25 protein-coding genes are annotated in these 22,399 nt (G+C 42.9%); 6 read left to right on the top strand and 19 right to left on the bottom strand.

Going from position 1 to position 22,399, the window contains the following annotated elements:
- Positions 1-141 precede the first annotated feature (141 nt).
- The 5 genes from AABA75_RS15435 to AABA75_RS15415 form a co-directional block, all read right to left on the bottom strand.
- On the bottom strand, positions 142-618 hold the full coding sequence (locus AABA75_RS15435; protein ID WP_338293551.1) for a hypothetical protein: 477 nt from the start codon (positions 616-618) through the stop codon (positions 142-144).
- A 267-nt stretch (positions 619-885) separates the two neighbouring features.
- Complete coding sequence (locus AABA75_RS15430) at positions 886-1,821, bottom strand: universal stress protein (RefSeq protein WP_338293549.1); 936 nt, start codon at positions 1,819-1,821, stop codon at positions 886-888.
- Positions 1,822-2,073: 252 nt separating this feature from the next.
- Positions 2,074-2,763: a hypothetical protein gene (locus AABA75_RS15425; protein WP_338293548.1), complete on the bottom strand. Its 690-nt coding sequence runs from the start codon at positions 2,761-2,763 to the stop codon at positions 2,074-2,076.
- 114 nt (positions 2,764-2,877) lie between these two features.
- Complete coding sequence (locus AABA75_RS15420) at positions 2,878-3,951, bottom strand: serine hydrolase domain-containing protein (RefSeq protein WP_338293547.1); 1,074 nt, start codon at positions 3,949-3,951, stop codon at positions 2,878-2,880.
- Positions 3,952-4,112: 161 nt separating this feature from the next.
- The gene (locus AABA75_RS15415; protein WP_338293546.1) at positions 4,113-4,388 is read right to left on the bottom strand and encodes a hypothetical protein; all 276 of its coding nucleotides are present in this window, start codon (positions 4,386-4,388) and stop codon (positions 4,113-4,115) included.
- A gap of 967 nt (positions 4,389-5,355) precedes the next feature.
- Here AABA75_RS15415 and AABA75_RS15410 point away from each other — a divergent pair.
- Positions 5,356-6,518, top strand: a protein-coding gene (locus tag AABA75_RS15410; RefSeq protein ID WP_338291613.1) for an IS3 family transposase whose coding sequence is annotated in 2 segments (ribosomal slippage) — positions 5,356-5,611 and positions 5,611-6,518 — 1,164 coding nt in all. Because the reading frame shifts where the segments join, the coding sequence is not laid out codon by codon here.
- Here the strand turns inward: AABA75_RS15410 and AABA75_RS15405 are convergent.
- The 7 genes from AABA75_RS15405 to AABA75_RS15375 all read right to left on the bottom strand — a co-directional run bounded on the left by AABA75_RS15405 (position 6,512) and on the right by AABA75_RS15375 (position 10,270).
- Entirely contained in the window at positions 6,512-7,051 is a 540-nt protein-coding gene (locus AABA75_RS15405) for a hypothetical protein (RefSeq protein WP_338293544.1), read from the bottom strand. The genes AABA75_RS15410 and AABA75_RS15405 overlap by 7 nt on opposite strands.
- Before the next feature lie 123 nt (positions 7,052-7,174).
- Entirely contained in the window at positions 7,175-7,615 is a 441-nt protein-coding gene (locus tag AABA75_RS15400) for a hypothetical protein (RefSeq protein WP_338293543.1), read from the bottom strand.
- 104 nt (positions 7,616-7,719) lie between these two features.
- On the bottom strand, positions 7,720-8,097 hold the full coding sequence (locus AABA75_RS15395; RefSeq protein ID WP_338293542.1) for a hypothetical protein: 378 nt from the start codon (positions 8,095-8,097) through the stop codon (positions 7,720-7,722).
- A 50-nt stretch (positions 8,098-8,147) separates the two neighbouring features.
- On the bottom strand, positions 8,148-8,546 hold the full coding sequence (locus tag AABA75_RS15390; RefSeq protein WP_338293541.1) for a hypothetical protein: 399 nt from the start codon (positions 8,544-8,546) through the stop codon (positions 8,148-8,150).
- A gap of 30 nt (positions 8,547-8,576) precedes the next feature.
- Entirely contained in the window at positions 8,577-8,909 is a 333-nt protein-coding gene (locus AABA75_RS15385; RefSeq protein WP_338293539.1) for a hypothetical protein, read from the bottom strand.
- 555 nt (positions 8,910-9,464) lie between these two features.
- Positions 9,465-9,779, bottom strand: a complete 315-nt coding sequence (locus tag AABA75_RS15380; protein ID WP_338293538.1) for a hypothetical protein — start codon at positions 9,777-9,779, stop codon at positions 9,465-9,467.
- Positions 9,780-9,892: 113 nt separating this feature from the next.
- The gene (locus AABA75_RS15375; RefSeq protein ID WP_338293537.1) at positions 9,893-10,270 is read right to left on the bottom strand and encodes a hypothetical protein; all 378 of its coding nucleotides are present in this window, start codon (positions 10,268-10,270) and stop codon (positions 9,893-9,895) included.
- Between the two features lie 244 nt (positions 10,271-10,514).
- Here AABA75_RS15375 and AABA75_RS15370 point away from each other — a divergent pair, with 244 nt between their 5' ends.
- Complete coding sequence (locus AABA75_RS15370) at positions 10,515-11,483, top strand: integron integrase (RefSeq protein ID WP_338293536.1); 969 nt, start codon at positions 10,515-10,517, stop codon at positions 11,481-11,483.
- 15 nt (positions 11,484-11,498) lie between these two features.
- On the opposite strand, the gene AABA75_RS15365 is transcribed toward AABA75_RS15370, so the two are convergent.
- The 4 genes from AABA75_RS15365 to AABA75_RS21435 all read right to left on the bottom strand — a co-directional run bounded on the left by AABA75_RS15365 (position 11,499) and on the right by AABA75_RS21435 (position 16,792).
- Positions 11,499-13,019, bottom strand: a complete 1,521-nt coding sequence (locus AABA75_RS15365) for a SpoVR family protein (protein WP_338293534.1) — start codon at positions 13,017-13,019, stop codon at positions 11,499-11,501.
- On the bottom strand, positions 13,019-14,308 hold the full coding sequence (locus tag AABA75_RS15360; RefSeq protein ID WP_338293532.1) for a YeaH/YhbH family protein: 1,290 nt from the start codon (positions 14,306-14,308) through the stop codon (positions 13,019-13,021). The genes AABA75_RS15365 and AABA75_RS15360 overlap by 1 nt, the downstream gene beginning before the upstream one ends.
- A 28-nt stretch (positions 14,309-14,336) precedes the next feature.
- Positions 14,337-16,259, bottom strand: a complete 1,923-nt coding sequence (locus AABA75_RS15355; protein WP_338293531.1) for a PrkA family serine protein kinase — start codon at positions 16,257-16,259, stop codon at positions 14,337-14,339.
- Positions 16,260-16,498: 239 nt separating this feature from the next.
- Entirely contained in the window at positions 16,499-16,792 is a 294-nt protein-coding gene (locus AABA75_RS21435) for a PGPGW domain-containing protein (protein WP_425325582.1), read from the bottom strand.
- Positions 16,793-17,000: 208 nt separating this feature from the next.
- On the opposite strand from AABA75_RS21435, the gene AABA75_RS15350 reads away from it, so the two are divergent.
- Positions 17,001-18,047 (top strand): alpha/beta hydrolase family protein, encoded by a 1,047-nt coding sequence (locus tag AABA75_RS15350; protein WP_338293530.1) that lies wholly within the window; start codon positions 17,001-17,003, stop codon positions 18,045-18,047.
- Between the two features lie 49 nt (positions 18,048-18,096).
- Here AABA75_RS15350 and AABA75_RS15345 read toward each other — a convergent pair whose 3' ends face one another.
- Positions 18,097-18,678: a superoxide dismutase gene (locus tag AABA75_RS15345; RefSeq protein ID WP_338293529.1), complete on the bottom strand. Its 582-nt coding sequence runs from the start codon at positions 18,676-18,678 to the stop codon at positions 18,097-18,099.
- Positions 18,679-18,943: 265 nt separating this feature from the next.
- Between AABA75_RS15345 and AABA75_RS15340 the strand changes: the two genes are divergently transcribed.
- Entirely contained in the window at positions 18,944-19,288 is a 345-nt protein-coding gene (locus AABA75_RS15340; protein WP_338293527.1) for a Grx4 family monothiol glutaredoxin, read from the top strand.
- A 61-nt stretch (positions 19,289-19,349) separates the two neighbouring features.
- Here the strand turns inward: AABA75_RS15340 and AABA75_RS15335 are convergent, their stop codons facing one another.
- Positions 19,350-19,544, bottom strand: coding sequence for a (2Fe-2S)-binding protein (locus AABA75_RS15335; RefSeq protein WP_338294866.1), 195 nt, complete (start codon positions 19,542-19,544; stop codon positions 19,350-19,352).
- Positions 19,545-19,894: 350 nt separating this feature from the next.
- Here AABA75_RS15335 and AABA75_RS15330 point away from each other — a divergent pair, with 350 nt between their 5' ends.
- Entirely contained in the window at positions 19,895-20,500 is a 606-nt protein-coding gene (locus tag AABA75_RS15330; protein WP_338293526.1) for a peroxiredoxin, read from the top strand.
- Between the two features lie 84 nt (positions 20,501-20,584).
- On the opposite strand, the gene rnt is transcribed toward AABA75_RS15330, so the two are convergent.
- Positions 20,585-21,208 (bottom strand): ribonuclease T, encoded by a 624-nt coding sequence (rnt, locus tag AABA75_RS15325; RefSeq protein ID WP_338293525.1) that lies wholly within the window; start codon positions 21,206-21,208, stop codon positions 20,585-20,587.
- Between the two features lie 292 nt (positions 21,209-21,500).
- Here rnt and AABA75_RS15320 point away from each other — a divergent pair, with 292 nt between their 5' ends.
- The gene (locus AABA75_RS15320; protein ID WP_338293524.1) at positions 21,501-22,361 is read left to right on the top strand and encodes a flagellar protein MotY; all 861 of its coding nucleotides are present in this window, start codon (positions 21,501-21,503) and stop codon (positions 22,359-22,361) included.
- Positions 22,362-22,399 lie beyond the last annotated feature (38 nt).

Here is a 22,399-nt window from a genome sequence, read left to right as displayed (position 1 = left end):
TTTTAGTGTGCTTCGATAGTTATTTTAACTTACTTAGTTTAGTAAAAAGCAACTTAATATGCTGGCAACCGTTATCGACGCTTTACTTCATTTACAAGTCGATGGCGGGAACTTTTTAATCGTACATGAGCTGCAATGACACTATTGCTGCCTGACTAAATTTAGATGCGAAGGGGTTAGTTTACCGTCTTTATTGTAACTCTCATTCCTTACAAGGGTGTTCTCATCTAAAAACTCAAACGAAAGTGAGTGTTGGTGACTATCTGTTGGGCTTTTAAGATTTGTCACATCCAGGAATTCAAAAGAAATAAGGTTGGGGTTATTGGATTGTTGAAGTTTTAATCTCGGCTGATTTCCCTGCGGGCAATAATGCGTGGCCAGTAAACTCTGCCCATCCTGATGATACAGAGTGAGGGAGTGCGAAACGCCTTTATAAATCCAGTTCTCAACGAGCACAGTGCCATTAGCGCTGCTTTCAAATGAAATATAGAAGTCATTATTATCACTTCCTTGTTTTTTCCATTGACCGACAAGTGACTTTAGTTGCTTAAAATCACTGGCTGATTCGGCTGTCACAGATATTGAAAACACGAATAACAAAAAGCAGATTATTCTCATAACAGCAGCTCCTTCTGACAGTTAACGACTTGGTTGTGCCTGGCTAAAATCGCAAAGAATGAGTTGCTGCCAGGCACCAGACATCTATTCCATTAGCAAACCTGTAATAACCGGGCTACTCCCGGATGAGGTACAGCGGTTCAGCATTTTCTGCATTGAATACTGAAAATGTCCCACAAATTGACTTGATGGTACCTGAAATGCACCTGCCAGGATAGCGATAAAGCAAAAGCTCAACCCATGTTGAATGGCACGGCTACCCGAAGTTTATGCTTTGATGGGGCATATAAAGCCATTTGGCTTTAGGGCAAGTAGCGAGCATGATAGTGCTTGCATAACGTTCTCTGCGGTATTTCCTGTCACGAAGCCTGCGATACCAGTGCGCGCCACTGTTCCCATGATTAAGATATCAATGCCTTGTTCTTCCACAAAAGTAGAAATCAGATCATCAGGCTTTCCCTGGAGGTGACAAACATGCAATTGACCACTGATTTCTGACTCAGTGATTAGATTATCCAATGCCATACGATGTCTTTCACGCTCTTCAGTAACAGCGTTATCCACCTCTTTGTCAGAAACGCCATAAAATGGACTATTTCGCAAAGAGGATTCGAACTCTAACTCCCAACAAGATGCGATATAAAGTGTTCCGCTACAACTGTCAGCCAAGGAGCGTGCAAGTTTCAACATGCGTTTTGACAAGTGTTGTGCTGCTGCTTCCTGCGTATCGGGATCGATAGCTACGGCTACCTTGATCGCGTTGCGATGTTGTGTGATGGGGCGAGATAACCAAACCGGAACCGGGCACTGTCTGAGCAATTCCATATCAATCGCTTTAAAGCCGCCCCTGCTGTGAAGCTGCTCAGCTTCCTTGAGCACGAGATCGTAGTCGTTCTGGAGGACCAACTGTATGACTTTAATCGCGGGCATCTTGTCTGAGGCTATCTCAATCGAGAGTTTAACCTCAGTCTTTTCTATGTTGAGAGTCGCTTTAGCTTCCTGAATGCTAGACTCCACCTCTGACTTGAGGTTTCTTGCGTACTTGTCTTGTACATCTGCAAATTTTTCAGGTAGTTCGGGGCTCAGTATCAGGATAGTCAGTGAGGCAGAGTTATTCCTTGCAAGACTGAGCGCTTGTTTAAGGCTAGCAGTCTCATCAGTGGCGCCATGAGTAACATAAAGTAGATTCTGAAAGTATTGCATTTCAATTCTCCCCAAGGTTTATACACCACAGAGCGCCCCTTCGATGCGCGTTTGTTCTCTGGTATATCAGGTCAGAAATTCTCTACCCATCATGCTAATTTGTACTTTATTCAATTAAAATTCGCTTATTGCCTCAATATCGTCAGGTTTTATCGAATATAGAAGCCACAATAGAGAACCAGAAATCCTTGGATACAAGCCAAGATAGATGAAAAATAGCCAATGGGTTTTGTCTGACTTTAAATGTATTAGCTAAATACCCACCTTGGGCAACTCTTTTGTGTTAGCAAGTTCAAAGCTGTTTAATTTAAGAGTAGAACTGAGAGACTTACCGTTCATTTGATAGATTATAAATAGCTCATTTTCAGACAAAAGAGTGCTGCCTAAAACCTGTGCCACGTCTGTTAATATCTCTTTGTAACCTGAGCCATCAGGTCTTGAAATTGCAACAGTGGTTAAGTCACCAGGGGTAAGACGATTATCACTATTTGAGTCTAGTTTAACTAAAGAATAGAGTATTGCTAAAACGGGGTCTTTTGAATTGTAATCCCCCATGCGCAATTGCTCGGTACTCTCAATAAGGTAATTGGTGTGATCAAATAGCCATTCGTTTGAATTGGTTTCAGTATTTATGAAAAGGTAATTGCGAGTGGAGTTAGAAGACTTACTAAAATAGCCGCGGTCGAAGTTTTGATCTGAGTGTAGTGGAATCATTAGTGCTTTGTGACCAGATAAATGTGTAACATGACCAAGCCTCCAGCTTTCCTCAACTTCAGCACTTTTTTCGATATTGACAATATTATGAGTATTGTGATCTCTGGTTACATCTTTGAAAATTTGGTACGCAGCAAATAAAAGTAAAGCGATTGCCAGCATGCCAGCAACAGCAATAAGTAATCCATTAAAACGCCAGACTAGTTTAAAAAAATTATTTTCTTCCATGCTTAATACTCAAAAGGCCTATGGCATCAAAATTAAAGGGCAAATACACGCTTGCTATAATACACGAGGCGCGACTATAAGCCTGTTGTTTTGCGTTGGCCCTTGAGCGGCTGGTCACATTTCGCCAATTTTATCGACGATTTTATTGGATATTTCATTGAGTTTTCCTTGTGAATCTCGCGTTGATACATTGGCAACAATAAATACGCCAATATGTTTTTCAGGGTAAATAGCTAACCAACTGGAAGTACCAAGTGAGCCACCACTGTGATAGAGCATTTGCGCCTCAGAATCATATTTATAGGTATTCCAGAAAAACGCTGTGCCATGATTTGAGCTATCCCCTGCAAGCAGGTTATGGGATAGGGCCACCTCTGGGTTTTCAGATGTGAGCTGATAAAGCAGATAATGTGTCATTGATTCTGTTGTGGAAGTAAGCCCGCCCTCTGCCCATGAATAGGGACTGAGTAAGGGCATTGCTTCGCCCCGGTGGTTTCTCCCCGTTGTGACATTATCCAAACCCTGGTGGCTTCGCTGAAAGCTTGTGTTCTGCTCTCCTGATTTAGCCTTTATGAATTCATTTATTAAAGAATCAAAAGGTTTGTTATACACAGACTCCAAGATGTAAGCGGTCAATTTAGTACCAGCATTGGAATATTGAAAGTTTTCACCCGGTACAGATTCGAGCTTAAACCGGCTCAAGTCGTGGAAAAATTTTTCTTTTGAGTAAGCAGACAAGCGCTCAATGATTTGACCTTTTTGAGCATCATCCTCGCTATATGCAAAGTCTTTAGGCAGGCCACTAGTATGAGTCGCTAAATGACGCAAAGTGATATATTTACCAAAACGTTCCAGGTTTTTGTACTCGTGGTTTCCCAGGTAGGCTCTTATATCCCCATCAAGCTCAACTTTTTTATCCTGAACCGCTTTGGCCAGAACCAAGCCGGTATAAGTTTTGGTTATAGATGCCAGTTCGTAAACGGTTTGGTTGTTTGGGCTTACTCCATCACCCAACTTACCAAAGTGATTTTGGTAAATTTTGCCATTGCTGACTATCGCAATAGAAGCAACTTGAGCCTTTTCTTCATTTAAAAAACTAGTTATCTCAGCTTGAACGAATGATTCAAGATCGACTTCCCCTTTACCATTGCACGCAACCAAAGAGAAAAAAGTTAATCCTGAAACCAATATTAGTAGCAGCTTCTCAGTATAGAAGGTCACAATGCATCCTTTTGTGATAATAACTCTGGGTATGTACCGGCTAATTTAAAGGGCGATTCCTTGCTGGCTATAATACCCGAAGAATGAGGGGGAGCCAGCGAGTAAGCGTCCAGGTTTAAAATTTTTTGCTATGTTTCATCTGTTTGCTTAACAGGGCCTAATAAAAAGGTCCAAAAACCGGAGTACAGTCGCGTATGAAGCTTTGGATACTTTTTGATGTGTGGCTCTAAAATCGACAATACAATATCTATAAAGATTGCTACTGCAAAAAAGCCTGATAACACTATAACCCCAACAGGGTGATGTCTTGAGCCAAACCTATTTTCACCCGAGGTAAGCTCAATATAGGCCCAAAATCCAAGAGAAATTAGAGCCGCTAACAACAATAATTTTAGAATTATCATATTTAAATTCTTCCTTTGAATTCAGACTTGCTTAGAACATTATTTCGTCCACTTTGTACAGCTTGTCAGGTAGCTATTCCGTTTCCAATTTGTGCTCTGCATATGCATCAATGGCTAGAGCAACTTTGTTTTTAGAACACCAATCTGAGAGTTGAGTATAAATTGATTCCCAGTGTTCATGAGACCAATCCGGCGCAACTGTTTCCCAGCGATTTTTCGCAGGTAAATAAACCGTCGGTGAACCCATTGCATAATCCAAAATGAAATTGCCCTGTGCACACTTGCAGACCAACTTTTCTTTCCAGTGCGGCACAAATTCGTAGGATATCTGCATTGCTTCCTTTGCTACTTAAAGCCTCGATAGGAGGCTGATAATGTTTGGTTAAACTGCGTAGCGAAGCGAAACTGAGCTAAGCTTTAGCCGTCTCGTACTCAATTGGCTTATTAGAGTAGCCCGAAATTAATGCTACAGCCAATCACCACTCACAGCCATACTACCTATAAACCAACATACAGCGAGCGAGAATAAATTCCAGATATGTGCAAGGTGAAATATCTTAGGCCCAGAAAATAATCGAATACTAAACAGAATTGAACCTATTGGGATCAGCATAAGCCCCCAAAAGGTGTGTAAGTGCGCGAAGCTAGAGTATCCATAAGCTCCTATTGCGAGAGCTCCTCCTAGCAAAAGCAATATAGAAACAGAATGAAGTGATACACCCAGTCTTTTTAGTGGTGTGTTATTGTCTTTTACCCAAAACATAACACTTATTACGACCCCAAATAATACAAATAGCAAGTTGAAAACTATTTCAATTATATTGTTCATATGACTCTGAATCATTGGTTACCTTAACGGCCGCAATAAACGACTAAAACTTATTGGCAATAGTGCCTGAGTGTAGTGGCAGACTAAACCCGAACACTCTTTTAAGTGGTAGCATTACACTTAATAAAGAGGTGTTCAATGAGAAGACAACGACGGTCATTCAGTCCGGAATTTAAACATGATGCAGCCAGCCTGGTTCTCGATCAGAGTTACAGCTTGGCTGAGGCGGGACGCGCAGTGGATGTTCATGAAAACACCCTGCGTAAATGGGTTCAGCAGCTTGAATCTGAGCGCAGTGGTAATACGCCGAAGTCAAAAGCCCTGACGCCAGATCAGCAACGTATTCAGGAACTTGAAGCACGCGTGAATAGGCTGGAGCGAGAAAAAGCCATATTAAAAAAGGCTACCGCACTCTTAATGTCCGACGACCTGAAATCCACGCGCTGATAGACCGGTTGAGGGTGCATGAATCAACAGAATTGGTCTGTTCAGCGATTGGGGTTGGCGTCAGTAGTTATTACGAACGGCGAAATCGCCAACGTCTGAATAGTACTAAGCGGCGTATTTTGCGTGCCAGAGTAAAACGACTGTTCGATAAGAGCCGCCAATCGGCTGGCACACGAACGATTGTTGATATGCTTCGTGATGAAGGCATCGTTATCGGCAGATTCAAAGTCGGTCGGCTGATGAAAGAGCAAGGGCTGATGAGCAAACAGCCGGGTAAGCATGCCTATAAAAATGTGCAGGTTGAACGCTCGGACATTCCAAACTTACTGGACAGGCAATTCAATGTGGCACGGCCCAATCAGGTCTGGTGCGGTGATATCACCTACATCTGGACTGGCTCAGCCTGGCATTATGCTGCTGTCGTGATTGACCTTCATACACGCAGAGTAATCGGCTGGAGCATGTCACATCGACCGGATGCGGAACTTGCCGCGAGAGCTTTAGATATGGCTTACGAACTAAGAGGTAAGCCACACGGCGTGATGTTCCACAGCGACCAAGGCTCTCAGTACGGCGCAAGGAAATTCAGGCAAAGGCTGTGGCGATACAAGATGAGCCAGAGCATGAGTCGTCGAGGGAACTGCTGGGACAATAGCCCTATGGAGCGCGTGTTCAGAAGTCTGAAATCCGAATGGATGCCATCAACCGGCTACCATTCGCCAAATGAAGCAAAACGAGATGTGGGTTATTACCTGATGAATTATTACAACTGGGAAAGACCGCATCAATTTAACGATGGGCTACCACCGGCAAAAGCGGAAGAATTAGCTAAAAAGGTGTCCGGGTTTTATTGACCACTACAAGGTTCTTTTTCTTCGTCAGTTCTGCGGTCGTCATATTCTATTCCTTGATAATCTCCAGTGTGACCAGTGATAACTATCTTTGCGTCATTTAACCAGCCTAGCACCTTTTCTGCTTCCTTAATTATTTCAGGATAATAGTCTTCTATAGATTCATTGTAATCGTCGGGGCACGTTAGACCTAAACCATAACCGAGTCCCAAGTTATCTAAGAAGTCAAAACCATCACAATAGAGTTCATAGCATTCAGCAATGTGAAATTGTGCTTTGTTTGAACGATTAATTATATGTTCGAGAAGTCTACGGATGTACCAATCGTAATATTTTGCTAATGAAAAGTGAGTTTCAAGAATTTTTGTAGCTTCATACAGTGAGGACTGTTTTTGATAGTCTAAAGATATCAAATCTAAGTAATCATTCTCGCCTAAAGCACTTTCGATATCCGTATTCGCATAAAGCCACCTTTCAAAGGATTCATTACATATTTCTTTAGCTTTCAATTTAAAAAAAGCGAGCTCTGAATCCAAAAACAACCTCCGTGTAGCTAACGGCCGCAATAAACGGCGAAAATTTATTGGCTATAATGCCTGAGGGACGAAGGTGAGCCAATGGATTTTTGTCCGGATTAATTGCCTTTGTTAGGCATCGCTTTAGTCTATTAGCTCCATATTCTCAGCGCACAGTACGGTATATTTTTCTTTTGTGGCTTGCCAATCTTTACTGGAACAAATTCTTTTGATCAAATCTCTTTGTAACTCTTTTTTGTCTTCAAATTGATTCAAAAAATAAAACAGTTCTGTTCCATATTTTACTGCATCATCATAACTTTTTGCGATATAGCTAAACTCTGTGATTCTACCCAACACCTCGATTTTCTCAGTAGAGGATATTCGGTGACTGCTTTCTAATGTTTGCTTGAGAATATTGGCTGCCTTTTCCGCATTACCTGACAAAAGTTCCTTAAATGCTTTGTCTAATTCACGTGAGATGATTTTCTTTTCATCCCATGAAGTTTGATCCTCAACTGCACTAACATTGAAAACCAACAAAATAAAACTAAAAACAAATGGAACGTATGTAAATGGTTTCATTGTAGGTGCCTAACGTCTAAATTAAAGGGCAAAGACTTGTTGGCTATACTGCCTGAGGAACGAAGGCCAGCCAACGAGTATTTGTCCAAGTTTAAATTTTCTTGTTAGGTGTATTGTTGATAAAACGAAATGGATAAAATAGCTACTGAAAACACCAAATATATGAGCATCCCAAACCAGTAAAGCTTTGGAGATTCTTCTTTTTTGGAAACAAAACCTCTTACCTCTATTTCTCCGGCATTGAAAGCATAAAGACAATAAACCAGCAAAAACAATGACAAAGAGACAAAAGCTATTAGTGAAACAAAGTCACTATATCCCTCAACCTGTGGAGCAACAATCGCCGCACAAATTGTTGCACCAACGCATATGACTGTTGTTGTTTTAAGTAAGCGAGAGTGGTTAATTTGATTACACCTAACGGCCCGCATAACGGGCAAATAGTTGTTGGCTATAATGACCGAGGCACGAGGGAGAGCCAACGAGTATTTGTCCCAGCGAGCCTGTGAGCGAGTTAATGCGATTGTTATATTTACGTTTGTTTAGGACAACTTTTGGGATATTTAAACGTCATTTTCTCTCCAGTGTGAGCTACAATAGTTACTTTTTTACCTTCGATACTAGTTGGAGTTACGTTTATTTTTGCTGCCTCAAGCAATAACTCACTACAACTGCTTAACCCAAAAAGACTAACATACCGTTGAAGATCTTTTTTTTGCAGCTCTGGCAAAAGCATCTGCTGCTGAAATTTTCTAGCGGCTTCTTTTTGTTGAGTCAATTTTCCACTACTTGTACTTTTGCATCCAGCGATAACAGAAGCAATGCATATCAAAAGAACACTATTTTTCAAAATTTCCTCTGTAAATATAACTACTAAATTAAAGGGCAAATAGTTGTTGGCTATACTGCCTGAGGAACGAAGGCCAGCCAACGGGTATTTGTCCAGTTTTAAATTTTCTTGTTAGTTGTCTTTATTGCCCCAACTAATTTGTGCATTCGGAAACAAAAAATTAAGTCTGTCAGACAGAGCTAATACTTTACCGTGGGTTATACCTTTTTCGGAGTATATATTTATAAAATGCGTATCGCATACCAAGTTTGCGTTTTGCAATCTATTGATGAAGTCTTCAATGTTATACTTTTCACTTTTGAAAATTACAACATCGTTTGCTCTTAACTCAATAGCTTGGCTATTGCACCGAAAATCACATAGTGCTCCGTGTGGACATTTTATTCCATTCCCAAATTCAGCAGCTTTTTCCTTAACCAAGAAGGATTGAAATGCAAAATACATAACAAGTACCAACATCACTGAAATAAATGAAACTTGAAAATGGTTGCTCATAGAATGGACTGACAACTAACGTCTAAATTAAAGGGCAAATACTTGTTGGCTATACTGCCTGAGGAACGAAGGCCAGCCAACGGGTATTTGTCCATGTTTAAATTTTCTTGTTAGGTGCCATCAGCGTTTTCCTCTAGTACAGTGTTAATTATTAATGAAGCTCGAAAATATTAGCAATAGAGCCAAAACCGAGCACCACAACAAGGCCAATTTTCTTAGCTTTAACTGCTGACTCGTTAAGACACTTTCAGTATTTAATACAACTACTTGCAAAAAATTGGTTGAGTCTGAGACATCAAAAATTGAGCCATACACACTGGTAACTAATCGATAGTAATAAATCGCTGCAAAGAAGGCAGATATAAAACAAAATGCAACTATAAGGACTATGCTCATTCCTTTTCGGCACCTAACGGCTAATTTAAGGGGCGATTACTCGCTGGCTAAACTACCCGAAGAATGAGGGGAAGCCAGCGAGTAAGCGTCCAAGTTTAAAATTTTTTGTTAGGTGCGATGCTTAAAATTACCATATATTGCTGCCAAAATTGGTGGAAGCGCGATACACCAACTATACCCCGCAATTATGTTTGGGTTTTGAAAAAACACGACAACTCCTATTGAGAAAGCAAAATTAACAACGGCAGAACCTAAAAGGGAATAACCAATGAGCTTTCCATATTTTTCTGGTTGTTTGAATTTGGATTCTCTATAGCCCGCTATAAGATCTCTTCGCCCTTTGTGTGCGATTAAAAGTCCGACGTAGACAAAAGTAATCGTTACGACATTTAGTAGGCAAAAAACGATAATCATCCCTGTCATTTTAAAGTCCTTCTAGCACCTAACGGCCCGGTTAAACGAGCATAAAAACGTTGGCTAAACTTTGTGAGGCACGAACACAGCCAACGTTTTTGTGTCCGTTTTGAACCGACTTGTTATATGCCTGCAGCCCATAAATGACCTGACCTAAATGCATAACGATAAGCAGGAATAAATACTAAGCATAGGATTAAAACCATCACAAAAGCAATTAGAACATTTTCCAAGTTTGGAACATGCAGAAGGTTGGCGATAACTGGGTCATAAATGGAAATTATAACCAAAGCAACTTGTATCAAAAACATAGCTCGCCAGAAATCTATTGAGCCTATTGAAACTTGGTACGCATATCCATAGTAAGGGATTAAAGCAACACAACCAAATACCAGCCCAACAAAGCTCCATAAACCTATATCATCTGAAAAAGGGAGAGTAACAAAGTCAATAAATAATAGAAGTGCGAATAACCAAAATAGAAACTTCCATCCTTTCATGCAACACTCCTTGGCATATAACATTTTTATAGACGACAAATGTCCAACATTCCCAGGACATTTGTCGTTTTTTCACATCTTGACACTTTAAGCGCAAATTTTATCCCTGTAAATACAAGTTCTTAGCTTTAATGAGGTTTATGCTTTTGTAGAAAAACGACAAATGTCGTCTATCAAGAGAAATTTGACAAATACCGATAGCTGTATAAACATACAGTTATCGGTGGGTAATAAAATTTGACTGATGAAATCCTTATTCTTGTCTGTAGTTAAAGACAGTTTGCTGTTGCGGCGGTACTCCATGAGAACTGTGCAGGCTTATTTGTATTGGATTGCTGACTATATTCGGTTCAATAATATGCAGCATCCCGCAAAATTGGGAGATGTTGAGGTAGTTAAGTACCTTGAACATCTGGTATTGCAAAAACACGTTGCTGCTGCCACACAAAAGTCTGCCTTGAATGCGCTTGTTTATATGTACAAGCATGTTATCGATGCGCCGTTAAACACTGAGTTAAACTTTAAACGCAGTTTACAGTCTGCCAAATTACCCGTGGTGCTTACCAAAGATGAGATTAAACAGTTATTGCGGGCGGCCTCTGCGAATTATTTGCTGCATTTATCTTTGTTGTATGGCAGTGGCTTGCGCTTACAGGAGCTGCTTCGGTTGAGAGTGAATGATATTGACTTTGATTATCGATGTATTCGTATTTGGAACGGAAAAGGCGGGAAACATCGAGTAGCCACTTTGGATGCAGGGCTTTTTCCACAACTTCGGGCGCAAGTGGATATTTGTCAAACACGGCTTCAACAAGATTTGTTGGATGAACGCTTTACAGGGGTGTGGCTGCCTAACCGTTTAGAGCAGAAATATGGTTCACTCAATAAATCATTAGGCTGGCAATTTTTATTTGGCGCTGCGCATCTGAGTATTGATCCTCAATCGGGTAAGTATCGGAGGCATCATATAAATGCCAAGCAAGTCCAGCGTGCTGTTAAACAAGCAAGAGAAAACGCATCTCTGATTAAACATGTTACGCCTCACACTCTGCGCCACTCCTTCGCTACTCATCTCTTACAATCTGGCGCAGATATCAGAACTGTTCAGGCGCAGTTGGGTCACAGTGACGTTAGAACAACACAAATCTATACCCACGTTTTGCAGCAAGGTGGTAACGGCGTCGTCAGCCCCTTAAGTCATTTAGATATTTGATGAGGGCGGCTACATTTAATCAGTAGGGCAACGCTCCAGCACATAGGGCAGCATGTCATCTTCGTCTACTTCCAGAATTACCGGGAAGCCCCATAAACGGTGCAGATGCTTCATTACTTCTTTGCTGGATTTGGCCAGCGGTATACCGTTTTGTGGAATATACCTGAGGGTTAATGAGCGATCGCCACGTACATCGGCATTGTACACCTGTATATTGGGCTCGAGGTTGCTCAGGTTATATTGTGCTGAGAGTTTTTCGCGAATGGCGCGATAGCCGGATTCATTGTGAATAGCCGACACCGTCAGAAAGCTTTCTCGTTCGTCGTCCTCAATGGCGAACAGTTTAAATTCACGCATCATCGTGGGTGACAAATACTGACTGATAAAGCTCTCGTCTTTGAAGTTCTTCATGGCGAAGTGCACGGTTTCCAGCCAGTCGCCGCCGGCAAATTCCGGGAACCATTCTTTGTCTTCTTCGGTGGGGTCGGTACAAATGCGTTTGATATCCATAAACATATTAAACCCCAGCGCATAAGGATTAATGCCGTTGTAATAGGGGCTGTTGTATTCTGGTTGCATGACAACACTGGTGTGACTGGTGAGAAACTCCATCATAAAGCGGTCGGTGACTTTACCTTCGTCGTAGAGATGGTTAAGGATGTGGTAGTGCCAGAAACAAGCCCAGCCTTCGTTCATCACCTGAGTTTGTTTTTGCGGATAAAAATACTGAGATATCTTGCGTACGATGCGCACCAGCTCCCGCTGCCAGGGCTCCAGTAACGGTGCGCTCTTTTCAATAAAATACAGAATGTTCTCTTGTGGCTCCTCCGGAAATCGGCGCTCTTGAGGCAGCTTGTCTTGCTCGCTTTTGGGCAGCGTGCGCCACAGTTCATTTACCTGCGATTGAAGGTATTCGGCGCGTTCTTTTTGACGTTCTTTTTCCTCTTGAATGGAGATTTTTTGCGGTCGTTTGTAGCGGTCCACACCATAGTTCATCAGGGCGTGGCAGGAGTCCAGGATATTCTCCACCTCGGTGATGCCATAACGACGCTCACATTTTGCCACATAGTTTTTGGCAAACACCAGGTAGTCGATAATCGAGCTGGCGTCCGTCCAGGTTTTAAACAGGTAATTGTTTTTAAAAAACGAATTGTGTCCATAACAAGCGTGAGCCATCACCAGCGCTTGCATGGTAATGGTGTTCTCCTCCATTAAATAGGAGATGCAAGGGTCAGAGTTGATCACAATCTCGTAAGCCAAGCCCATCTGGCCACGGCGATAATGTTGCTCAGTAGAGATAAACTTTTTGCCATAGGACCAATGGCTGTAGTTGATGGGCATACCTACGCTGGCGTAGGCATCCATCATTTGTTCCGCGGTGATGATTTCTATCTGATTGGGGTAGGTGTCGAGGCCATAGTGTTTTGCTACACGGTCAATCTCATCTTCGTACTGCTCGAGTAATTCAAAACTCCAGTCGGGGCCATCGGAAAGGGGCTTCACCCCTTTTTTTCGTTTTGGAGGAGGTACTGCCACTAAGCGACTCCTTGTTGTTTAGCCACGTTCTTACGGAAAAGCTCTCTAAACACCGGGTAAATGTCTTCTACGGTTTGAATGTGTTTAATGGCGAAATGTTCCTGAATTTCTGCGATTTTTTGATATTCTCGCCACAGGCTTTGGTGTTGTCGTTCGGTAATTTCGATATAGGCGTAATAGCGCACTACGGGTAACAGGCGCTGCATCATAATATCCGAACAAAGAGGGGAATCGTCCGCCCAGTTATCACCATCCGATGCTTGTGCAGCATAGATATTCCACTCATTGGCGTCGTAACGGTCGCGAATAATTTCATCCATCAGGCGCAGGGCGCTGGATACGATTGTACCGCCGGTTTCCTGAGAATAGAAAAACTCTTGCTCATCTACTTCTTTGGCCTGGGTATGATGGCGGATATACACCACTTCTACATTTTTGTAGGTGCGGGTTAAAAACAGGTACAGCAATATATAAAAGCGTTTCGCCATGTCTTTGGTGGCCTGATCCATAGAGCCCGACACATCCATTAAACAAAACATGACCGCTTTGCTGGTAGGTTTGGGGCGCTTCTCGTAATTGCGGAACCGCAAATCAAAGGTGTCGATAAAAGGCACTTTAGCTATGGCTTTTTTAAGCTCTGTGATTTCTTTTTCCAGCTCAAGTATGCGCAATTGATGGTCGAACTTGTCAGCTTTCAATTGCGCAAGTTCGGCCTCCAGTTCCTTCAGCTTTTTCTTTTTGCCTGAGGTGAGGGCAATGCGCCTGGCCACCGAGCCTTTTAAACTGCGCACGATATCCAAGTTTGCAGGCACCCCATCGGTTTGATAACCGGCACGGTAAGTTTCGTATTGCACCAGCTTATCCAGCTGATTCTTTTTCAGGTTGGGTAACTCTAATTCCTCGAACAATAAATCCAGATACTCGTCTTTGGAGATCTCAAAGACAAAATCGTCTTGCCCTTCACCCTGGTCGCTGGCATCGCCTTCACCGGCACCACCTTGGCCACCGCCGCCAGGTGGGCGCTTGATTCTATCGCCCGTACTGAACTGGTCGTTACCGGGATGCACTTGCTCTCGTTTGCCGCCTTTGGTGGTGTGAAATACCGGCTCTTTGATGTCCCGTGTTGGAATACTGACTTCTTCGCCAGAATCCACATCCGTGACGCTACGCTTGCTGATGGAGTCAGACACCGCTTCTTTGATTTGCTGTTTGTAGCGCCGGATAAAGCGCTGTCGATTGACAGTGCTTTTACCTTTGCTGTTCAGACGTCGGTCGATAAAATGCGCCATAGCCTCTCCTGTGTTACTGCAAGGGGCGTTATGATGATTTTCTGACTCTCAGATACCACTCACATAACAGACGCACTTGTTTCTGCGTATAGCCTTTTTCTTCCATCCGTTTCACGAAATCGTCGTGCTTTTTCTGATCCTCTGCCGAACTCTTGGTATTGAAAGAGATCACCGGCAGCAGGTCTTCCGTATTGGAGAACATCTTTTTCTCAATCACGGTGCGCAGTTTTTCATAACTGGTCCAGGACGGGTTTTTACCACTTTTATTGGCTTTGGCCCGCAGTACAAAATTGACAATTTCGTTGCGAAAATCTTTCGGGTTGCTAATACCTGCGGGCTTTTCAATTTTTTCCAGTTCAGCATTGAGTGCTTCGCGGTCGAACAGCTGCCCGGTTTCCGGATCGCGGTATTCCTGATCCTGTATCCAAAAATCAGCATAAATTACATAGCGGTCAAACAGGTTTTGCCCATACTCTGAATAGGACTCCAGATAAGCGGTTTGGATTTCTTTGCCGATAAATTCCACGTATTTGGGAATGAGGTAGCCTTTTAAAAACTCTTTATAACGCTCTTCTTGATCGGTGGGGAATTGCTCCCGCTCTATCTGGCGCTCCAGAACGTAAAACAGATGCACTGGATTGGCGGCCACTTCCAGGTGATCAAAGTTAAACACTCGCGACAAAATCTTAAACGCAAAACGAGTGGATAAGCCTTCCATGCCTTCGTCGACACCAGCATAGTCTCGGTATTCTTGATAGGACTTGGCTTTCGGGTCGGTGTCCTTCAGGCTCTCGCCATCGTAGACCCGCATCTTGGAGAAAATATTGGAGTTCTCCGGCTCTTTCAAGCGGGATAACACACTAAACTGCGCCAGCGTTTCCAATGTGCCTGGGGCACAAGGCGCTTTGGTAAGCTCACTACTTTGCAACAGTTTTTCATAAATCTTGATTTCTTCTGATACCCGTAAACAATAAGGCACTTTTACGATGTACACCCGGTCTAAAAATGCCTCGTTGTTTTTGTTGTTGCGAAAGCTTTGCCATTCTGATTCGTTAGAGTGAGCTAGAATTAAGCCGTCAAAGGGCAGGGCAGAAAAGCCCTCGGTCGGGTTGTAGTTGCCTTCTTGGGTTGCGGTTAGCAGCGGATGTAAAACCTTGATGGGGGCTTTAAACATCTCTACAAATTCCATCAAACCCTGGTTGGCTTTACACAAGGAGCCCGAATAACTGTACGCATCCGGATCGTTTTGCGCAAAATCTTCAAGGCGGCGAATATCCACCTTACCCACCAAAGAGGAAATATCTTGGTTGTTTTCATCACCGGGTTCGGTTTTAGCAATGCCCATTTGGTCAAGGATTGATGGATACACCTTAACCACTTTGAACCTACTGATATCACCATTGTATTCGTGCAGGCGTTTGCGCGCCCAAGGCGACATAATGGGCTTTAAATATCGCTGTGCAATGCCGTATTCCCGTTGCAGCAGCTCGCCATCTTCCCCCGCATCAAACAAGCACAGCGGACTATCATTCACCGGGCTGCCTTTAATGGCGTAAATCGGCACTTTTTGCATTAGCTCTTTGAGCTTTTCAGCCAAAGAGGATTTGCCACCACCCACCGGGCCCAGTAAATACAGAATTTGTTTTTTCTCTTCCAGGCCCTGAGCCGCATGACGCAGGTAGGAAACAATCTGCTCGATGGCGTCTTCCATGCCGTAAAACTCTGCGAATGCCGGATAGCGGGATATCACCCTGTTGGAAAATATACGGCTGAGTGCCGGATTTTGTGACGTATCGATGAGTTCCGCCTCGCCGATGGCCTCAAGTAACCGTTCAGCGGCGTTGGCGTAAACCGTTTTGTCTTGTTTGCAAAGCTCAAGATATTCTTGAATGCTGAATTCTTCTTCTTTATGAGCTTCGTAACGTTGTTGATAATGTTCGAAAATTCCCATGAAAAAACCCCCAACATGGTAAGCCAAAAATTGGCTTTATTTGTATAGCGCTTCTTTAATGTTAGACCTTAAAACTGGTTAATGTGTTGCACTGTTAGATTAAATTTAGCTAAGAAAATACGTATCAAAATGTTTTGCTATATCAATGCTTTGTGCTTTTTTTGTGCTAACCATAACGATAATTGCTAGCGTTTTTCTAAACTTTTTTTAAGTTTTTACAGCTGTTTATTGTTAAACGTTCAGCTTTGTGAATTATTCCGAAGCAGTAATTTCCGTGAGGGGGGATTGGGGCGATGACGGGTTTTGTGCAAAACCACACGCAAAAAGCGGGGTGCGCGCTTTGTTACCTCATGCAGCCAGAGGTTTAACCTTGGGTTTTCCCGGCGTAATTGCTGCAATTTTTGCTGAGCTTTGGGGTTCACAGAAAGCAGCATAGCAAGGCCAGCAACAATAAAAAACACCCCAAAAGGCACAGGCAGAGGCACCAGTATCAGTCCAATCAAAATGATAAGAGTTGCCAAAACACTTAACATTACAAGCACAAAAATGAGTAAAGAAGGATTCTGATTTTACGTCTTTTTGTGACCTGAAAATGACAATTCAAAAATAACAATGTATCAAATGGTGTCTTATGAGTAACAGGTGTAGAAATTACCCCGCCTTCCAGGCATACTCTACACTGCGATCTATCGCTTAAGGGCGAATTCTATTTACACCTGATTGATATTAAAGGGAATTTATATGCTTAAACAACTAAGTAGTCTTTTTTTAATCGCTGTGTTAACGGCCTGTTCCACCACCTCTACTGAGCCTGTTCAAACCAGTTCCCAAGCACAAAAAGTGCAGAGCAATGCACAGCTGTTACTTGATAGTGGTTATCATACCGATGCCATTAATCAGGTCGGAAAGGCAATACCCTTTGAGAGTTATGCGGCTTGGTTACAAGACGTAAAAACAAACAGCCCTGCCAGGTTTATCAAAGGTTTTGAGCAAACTATGGATGCTGAAAAAACAGATAGAGTGCTCAAGAATACGGAAAGTTACTGGATGAATTATCAATCCGATGGATTGCAAATATCCGGTGTAATGGCCTGGCCAAAAAACTGGCAAGGCGGCAAGTTGCCAGTAGTAATTTACAATCGCGGCGGTAATTTTAAACACAATGTCTCCCGTATGAAACTTGCATCAATGTTATTGCCTATTGCTGAGCAAGGATTTTTGGTTTTAGCATCTAACTACCGTGGTTCAAGATACAGTGAAGGCAAAGATGAGTTCGGTGGCGCGGATGTTAACGATGTTCTGCGCTTAATTGAAGTCGCTAAAACTATCCCTAATGCCAACCCCGATAAGATCGCGCTTTTCGGTTGGAGCCGGGGAGGGATGATGACCTGGCAGACGCTGCGTCAAAATAAAGTAGACATAGATGCGATAGTTATTGGAGCTGGCGTTGTTGATCAAGAGCCTGAACTGAAGCGTCGTCCCGAAATGGAACGCTTGATGCAGCATATGATTCCGGGGTTTAAAGAGAATAGAGAAGCAGAGCTGCACAAACGTTCAGCTATCAAATGGATGGATGAGCTTAATAAAGCGGTACCAGTATTGTTATTGCACGGAGATAAAGACGTCAGGGTGGATGTTGCGCAAGCACAGCTTGCAGCTAAGCGTTTAGAAGAGTTAAATCATCCTCATGAACTGGTGATTTTTCCGGGCGATAATCATGGATTATCCAGAAATAAAACCGAAGTACAGCGACGAGTTATCGCGTATCTTGAAGAGCATCTGCGTTAAACGCAAAAAAGCCCGCGACAGCGGGCTTTTTTATTATATCAGGAATGATTTACGCGAAGTTTTCCGCAGCAAAGTCCCAGTTAACCAATGCCCAGAAGGCTTCCATGTACTTAGGACGTAGGTTGCGGTAATCGATGTAGTAGGCGTGTTCCCACAAATCAACTGTCATCAATGGTGTAACACCCTCTTCAGTCAGAGGTGTTGCTGCGTTGCTGGTGTTAACTATGTCTAAACCGCCATCAGCAGTTTTAACTAACCATGTCCAGCTAGAACCGAAGTTGTTTACCGCTTTGTCGTTAAACGCTGCTTTGAACTCATCGAAGGAACCCCACTTAGCGTTGATGGCATCTGCCAATGCACCTGAAGGCTCACCGCCACCATTCGGGCTTAAGCTACTCCAATAAAAAGTATGGTTCCAGATCTGTGCAGCGTTGTTGAATACACCGCCAGTAGAATTTTTAACAATCTCTTCCAGAGACTTGTCTGCCATGTCAGTACCTTCAACCAAGCCATTGAGTTTAGTCACATAAGTGGCATGGTGTTTACCGTAGTGGAAGTCCAGAGTTTCTGCAGAGATGTGTGGTTCTAGTGCATTCTTTTCATAAGGTAATGCGGGTAATTCAAACGCCATAATAATCTCCAAATAATCGGCTGATGAGTTCGTGAAGCACAATCCTAGACCCTAAATTGCAGGATGAAAAGGCAGAGTGCCGGTTTTCTTAAAAAGAAAAATTTTAACTATTTCCGTTCCGGTATATAAGTACGCTTTAAAATATTTAAACCGATCACTTTAAATTTTGGTATTAAAAGCAGGTTGCGTGGCAGGCTGGATCTTGAAAAAATGCCAATCACCGCAATTATTGTTGCAACAGTCAGTAAATAACAGGAACCAGACAATGGAAACGCTAGATAAAATCAAACAGCAGATTGCAGAGAACCCGATTCTTCTTTACATGAAGGGCTCTCCTAAACTGCCTAGTTGCGGATTTTCTTCTCAGGCAGCACAAATTATGATGAGCTGTGGTGAGCAGTTTGCTTATGTAGATATTTTGCAAAACCCAGATATTCGCGCTGAACTGCCCAAGTATGCAGAATGGCCTACTTTCCCTCAGCTTTGGGTGGAAGGTGAGTTGATTGGTGGTAGTGACATCCTGCTGGAAATGTATCAGCAAGGTGAGTTGCAACCCTTGATTAAAGAGGCGGCTGAACGCGCAAATAGCGGTGACAGTGCAGAGAGCTAAAAATAGTTGAGGGCCAATCCAGGCCCTCATTAAAGTCTCGGAAGGTTAAATTAGGATTGGCTCAGCAAACCTCTTTGAACAGGGACTCGTCCAGAATCGTGCTATCAATGATTTGCTGAGTGATTTGAGTACATTTACCACATTGATTTGCGATGGACATGTGATTGCGCAGATCGCGAATATTGCCGGCACCTTGCTCAGTGACAGCTTGTTTAATATCTTTATCGGTAATTGCGTTGCAAAGGCAAACGTACATCAATAATTCCTGAAAATAGTTAAAGTGAACTCGCATCGGCTTTTTGGTAAGTTTGGAGATGCAAATCATTCTCACTTGCCGATACAAATGATAATAATTGTTATTTAGAAAAATGCAAGGGTTAACTTGTATTATTTTTCTGCACTTCACCATCAAAACTTTTTGTTTGTGCTATGTTTTCGAACAAGTGATTAGAAACTCAACAGGTGATTGGAATAATCGAATCATTTGATTGAATTAATAGATTGGTTTTTACTGAACCGTCCTTATATCCTTCCCGTATTCGATTTTGTATTCTTGCAGACGCTGCGTCTGCGAGAAAAATTAGTTAACTATTATTGGAGAATATAATGAGTGTACTAGTAGGTCGTCCGGCTCCTGATTTCACTGCTGCAGCAGTACTGGGTAATGGTGAAATTGTTGACGAATTCAACCTTGCTGAAGCTATCAAAGGCAAAGCAGCCGTTGTTTTCTTTTACCCTTTAGATTTTACCTTCGTATGTCCTTCTGAGTTGATCGCTTTCGATCACCGCTATGAAGAGTTCCAAAAGCGTGGTGTTGAAGTGATCGGTGTTTCTATCGACTCACAATTCACTCACAACGCATGGCGTAATACTGCCGAGAAAGACGGTGGTATCGGTCAAGTTAAATACACCTTGGTTGCAGACGTTAAGCACGAAATTTGTCAAGCATACGACGTTGAGCACCCAGATGCAGGTGTTGCATTCCGTGGTTCTTTCCTAATCGACAAAGAAGGCATGGTTCGTCACCAGGTAGTTAATGACTTGCCATTAGGCCGTAACATCGATGAGATGCTGCGCATGGTTGACGCTCTGAACTTCCACGAAGAGCACGGTGAAGTGTGCCCAGCTGGTTGGTCTGAAGGTAAAAAAGGTATGGACGCAAGCCCGGCTGGCGTTGCAGCTTACCTTTCTGAGAACGCTGAAGGCCTGTAAGGCTAAGTTCCCAATAGACAATAAAAACCCGGCAATTGCCGGGTTTTTTAATGGCCTCAATTTTTAGTGTTTTAAATTTCTTGCTTATAGTGGCCAGCCACCTAAGTGTTTTACCCGGTTAACGATTTTACAGAACAACTGTGCGGTTTTTTCTGCATCATATAACGCTGAGTGCGCTTCTTCTTGATCAAAAGCAATACCGGCTTCCTCACAAGCTTTTACCAATACCGTTTGACCATAAATGAGTGCCGACAAGCTGGTGGTATCAAACGAAACAAATGGATGGAATGGACTGCGTTTGATGTTTTGTCGCTCTGTAGCAGCATTTAAGAAACTCATATCGAATGCCGCATTGTGCGCCACCATAACGCATCGCTGACAATCGGCGTCTTTTTGGTGTTTACGAATTTCTTTGAACATTTCTTTCAGTGCGACTTCTTCTGATACGGCGCCGCGCAAAGCACAGTGTGGGTCGATACCGTTGAAGTCTAAGGCCGATTTTTCCAGATTAGCGCCCTCAAAAGGTTCAACATGGAAATGAATGGTCTTATCGATAGACAAAAAGCCTTCGTAATTCATTTTCAATGTAACCGCCGCGATCTCCAGTAATGCATCGGTTTTGGCGTTAAAGCCAGCTGTTTCTATATCTACAACGACGGGGAAGTAACCGCGAAAACGCTCGTTAATAGCGTGTCCATCATCCTGCATAGTAATCCTGACTGAGATCCTGAAAATCAAAAAAAAACAATTATTACAGGCTTGGAGCCACATATCCATGTTTAATCTAACGGTTGCTCAGGATAGCAGCAGTTTCCGATAACAAATTAGGCAAACTAAGCTTTGCGCTGTTAAACTGAAAGGTGTAAGTATGACGTTGAGAGCCGGGTTGTTATTTATGTTCAACCTTTTTTTATTATGGTCGATACAGGATGTGGAGAGAGCAGCGGGCATGGCTTGCTGTGTTAGACGGTAATAAAAGAAAAGAATAAACGAGGCAATAATGAAAAAGTTATTGGCATTGTTATTAGTTGTGCCCTTATTAGCCAATGCTAGTTTGCGGCAATACAAAGCGGATGTGGAAGAATCCAATTGGTTTAATGACCAACCAAATCGGCTGCAGTGTACATTGAACCATCGCATTCCGGGTTACGGTACGGCGTCCTTCACCAGTATGGCCAGCAAAATTCTGAACATGGAATTTAACCTGGATATGCTGCGCCTGCCTAAAAGTTACGGGGTAGCGGCGGTCTATTCTGTACCACCTAAGTGGATGCCGGGACTAATACACAAAACTATTGCGGATATGACAATTCGTAAGCAATTCGACGGCGACTTACCCGAGCAAGCCGCCTGGACCATGCTATCTGAGTTGGAGAAGGGCTTCTGGCCCACGCTTTATTATCAGGATTGGTACAGCGAATACGATAAGGTGGCAGTGGCGCTAAATGCCAGTAATTTTCATGAGCCCTACGAGCAGTTCGTAAACTGTGTCTCTAACCTGTTGCCATACAGCTTCGACGACATTAAATATACAGTGCTTACTTACAAGTTTGGCGGGTCTGAATTGACCAAGGCCTCCAAGCGCAAGCTGGATATGATTGGCGCTTATCTGCAAGAAGATCCGGAACTGGAATTGGTGCTGTTAGACGGTTACACCGATAGTTACGGCGGTAAATCCAAGAACCAAGAAGTGTCAGTACAACGAGCCGGTGCTATACGCGATTACTTTGTGGGAATGGGCGTAGATTCAGGTCGAATCGATGTAACAGGCCACGGTGAACGTCGTCATGCAGCGTCTAATGCTACCTCCAACTCGCGTGCTAAAAACCGACGGGTAGTGATACGCATGCAGAAGGTGTAGACCTTTTTAACAATCGACTTGAAAAGCCGCTCTTTAGC

The organism is Planctobacterium marinum (genome assembly GCF_036322805.1).
GTDB lineage: Bacteria > Pseudomonadota > Gammaproteobacteria > Enterobacterales > Alteromonadaceae > Planctobacterium > Planctobacterium marinum_A.
This window is presented reverse-complemented; position numbering and strand designations above follow the sequence as displayed.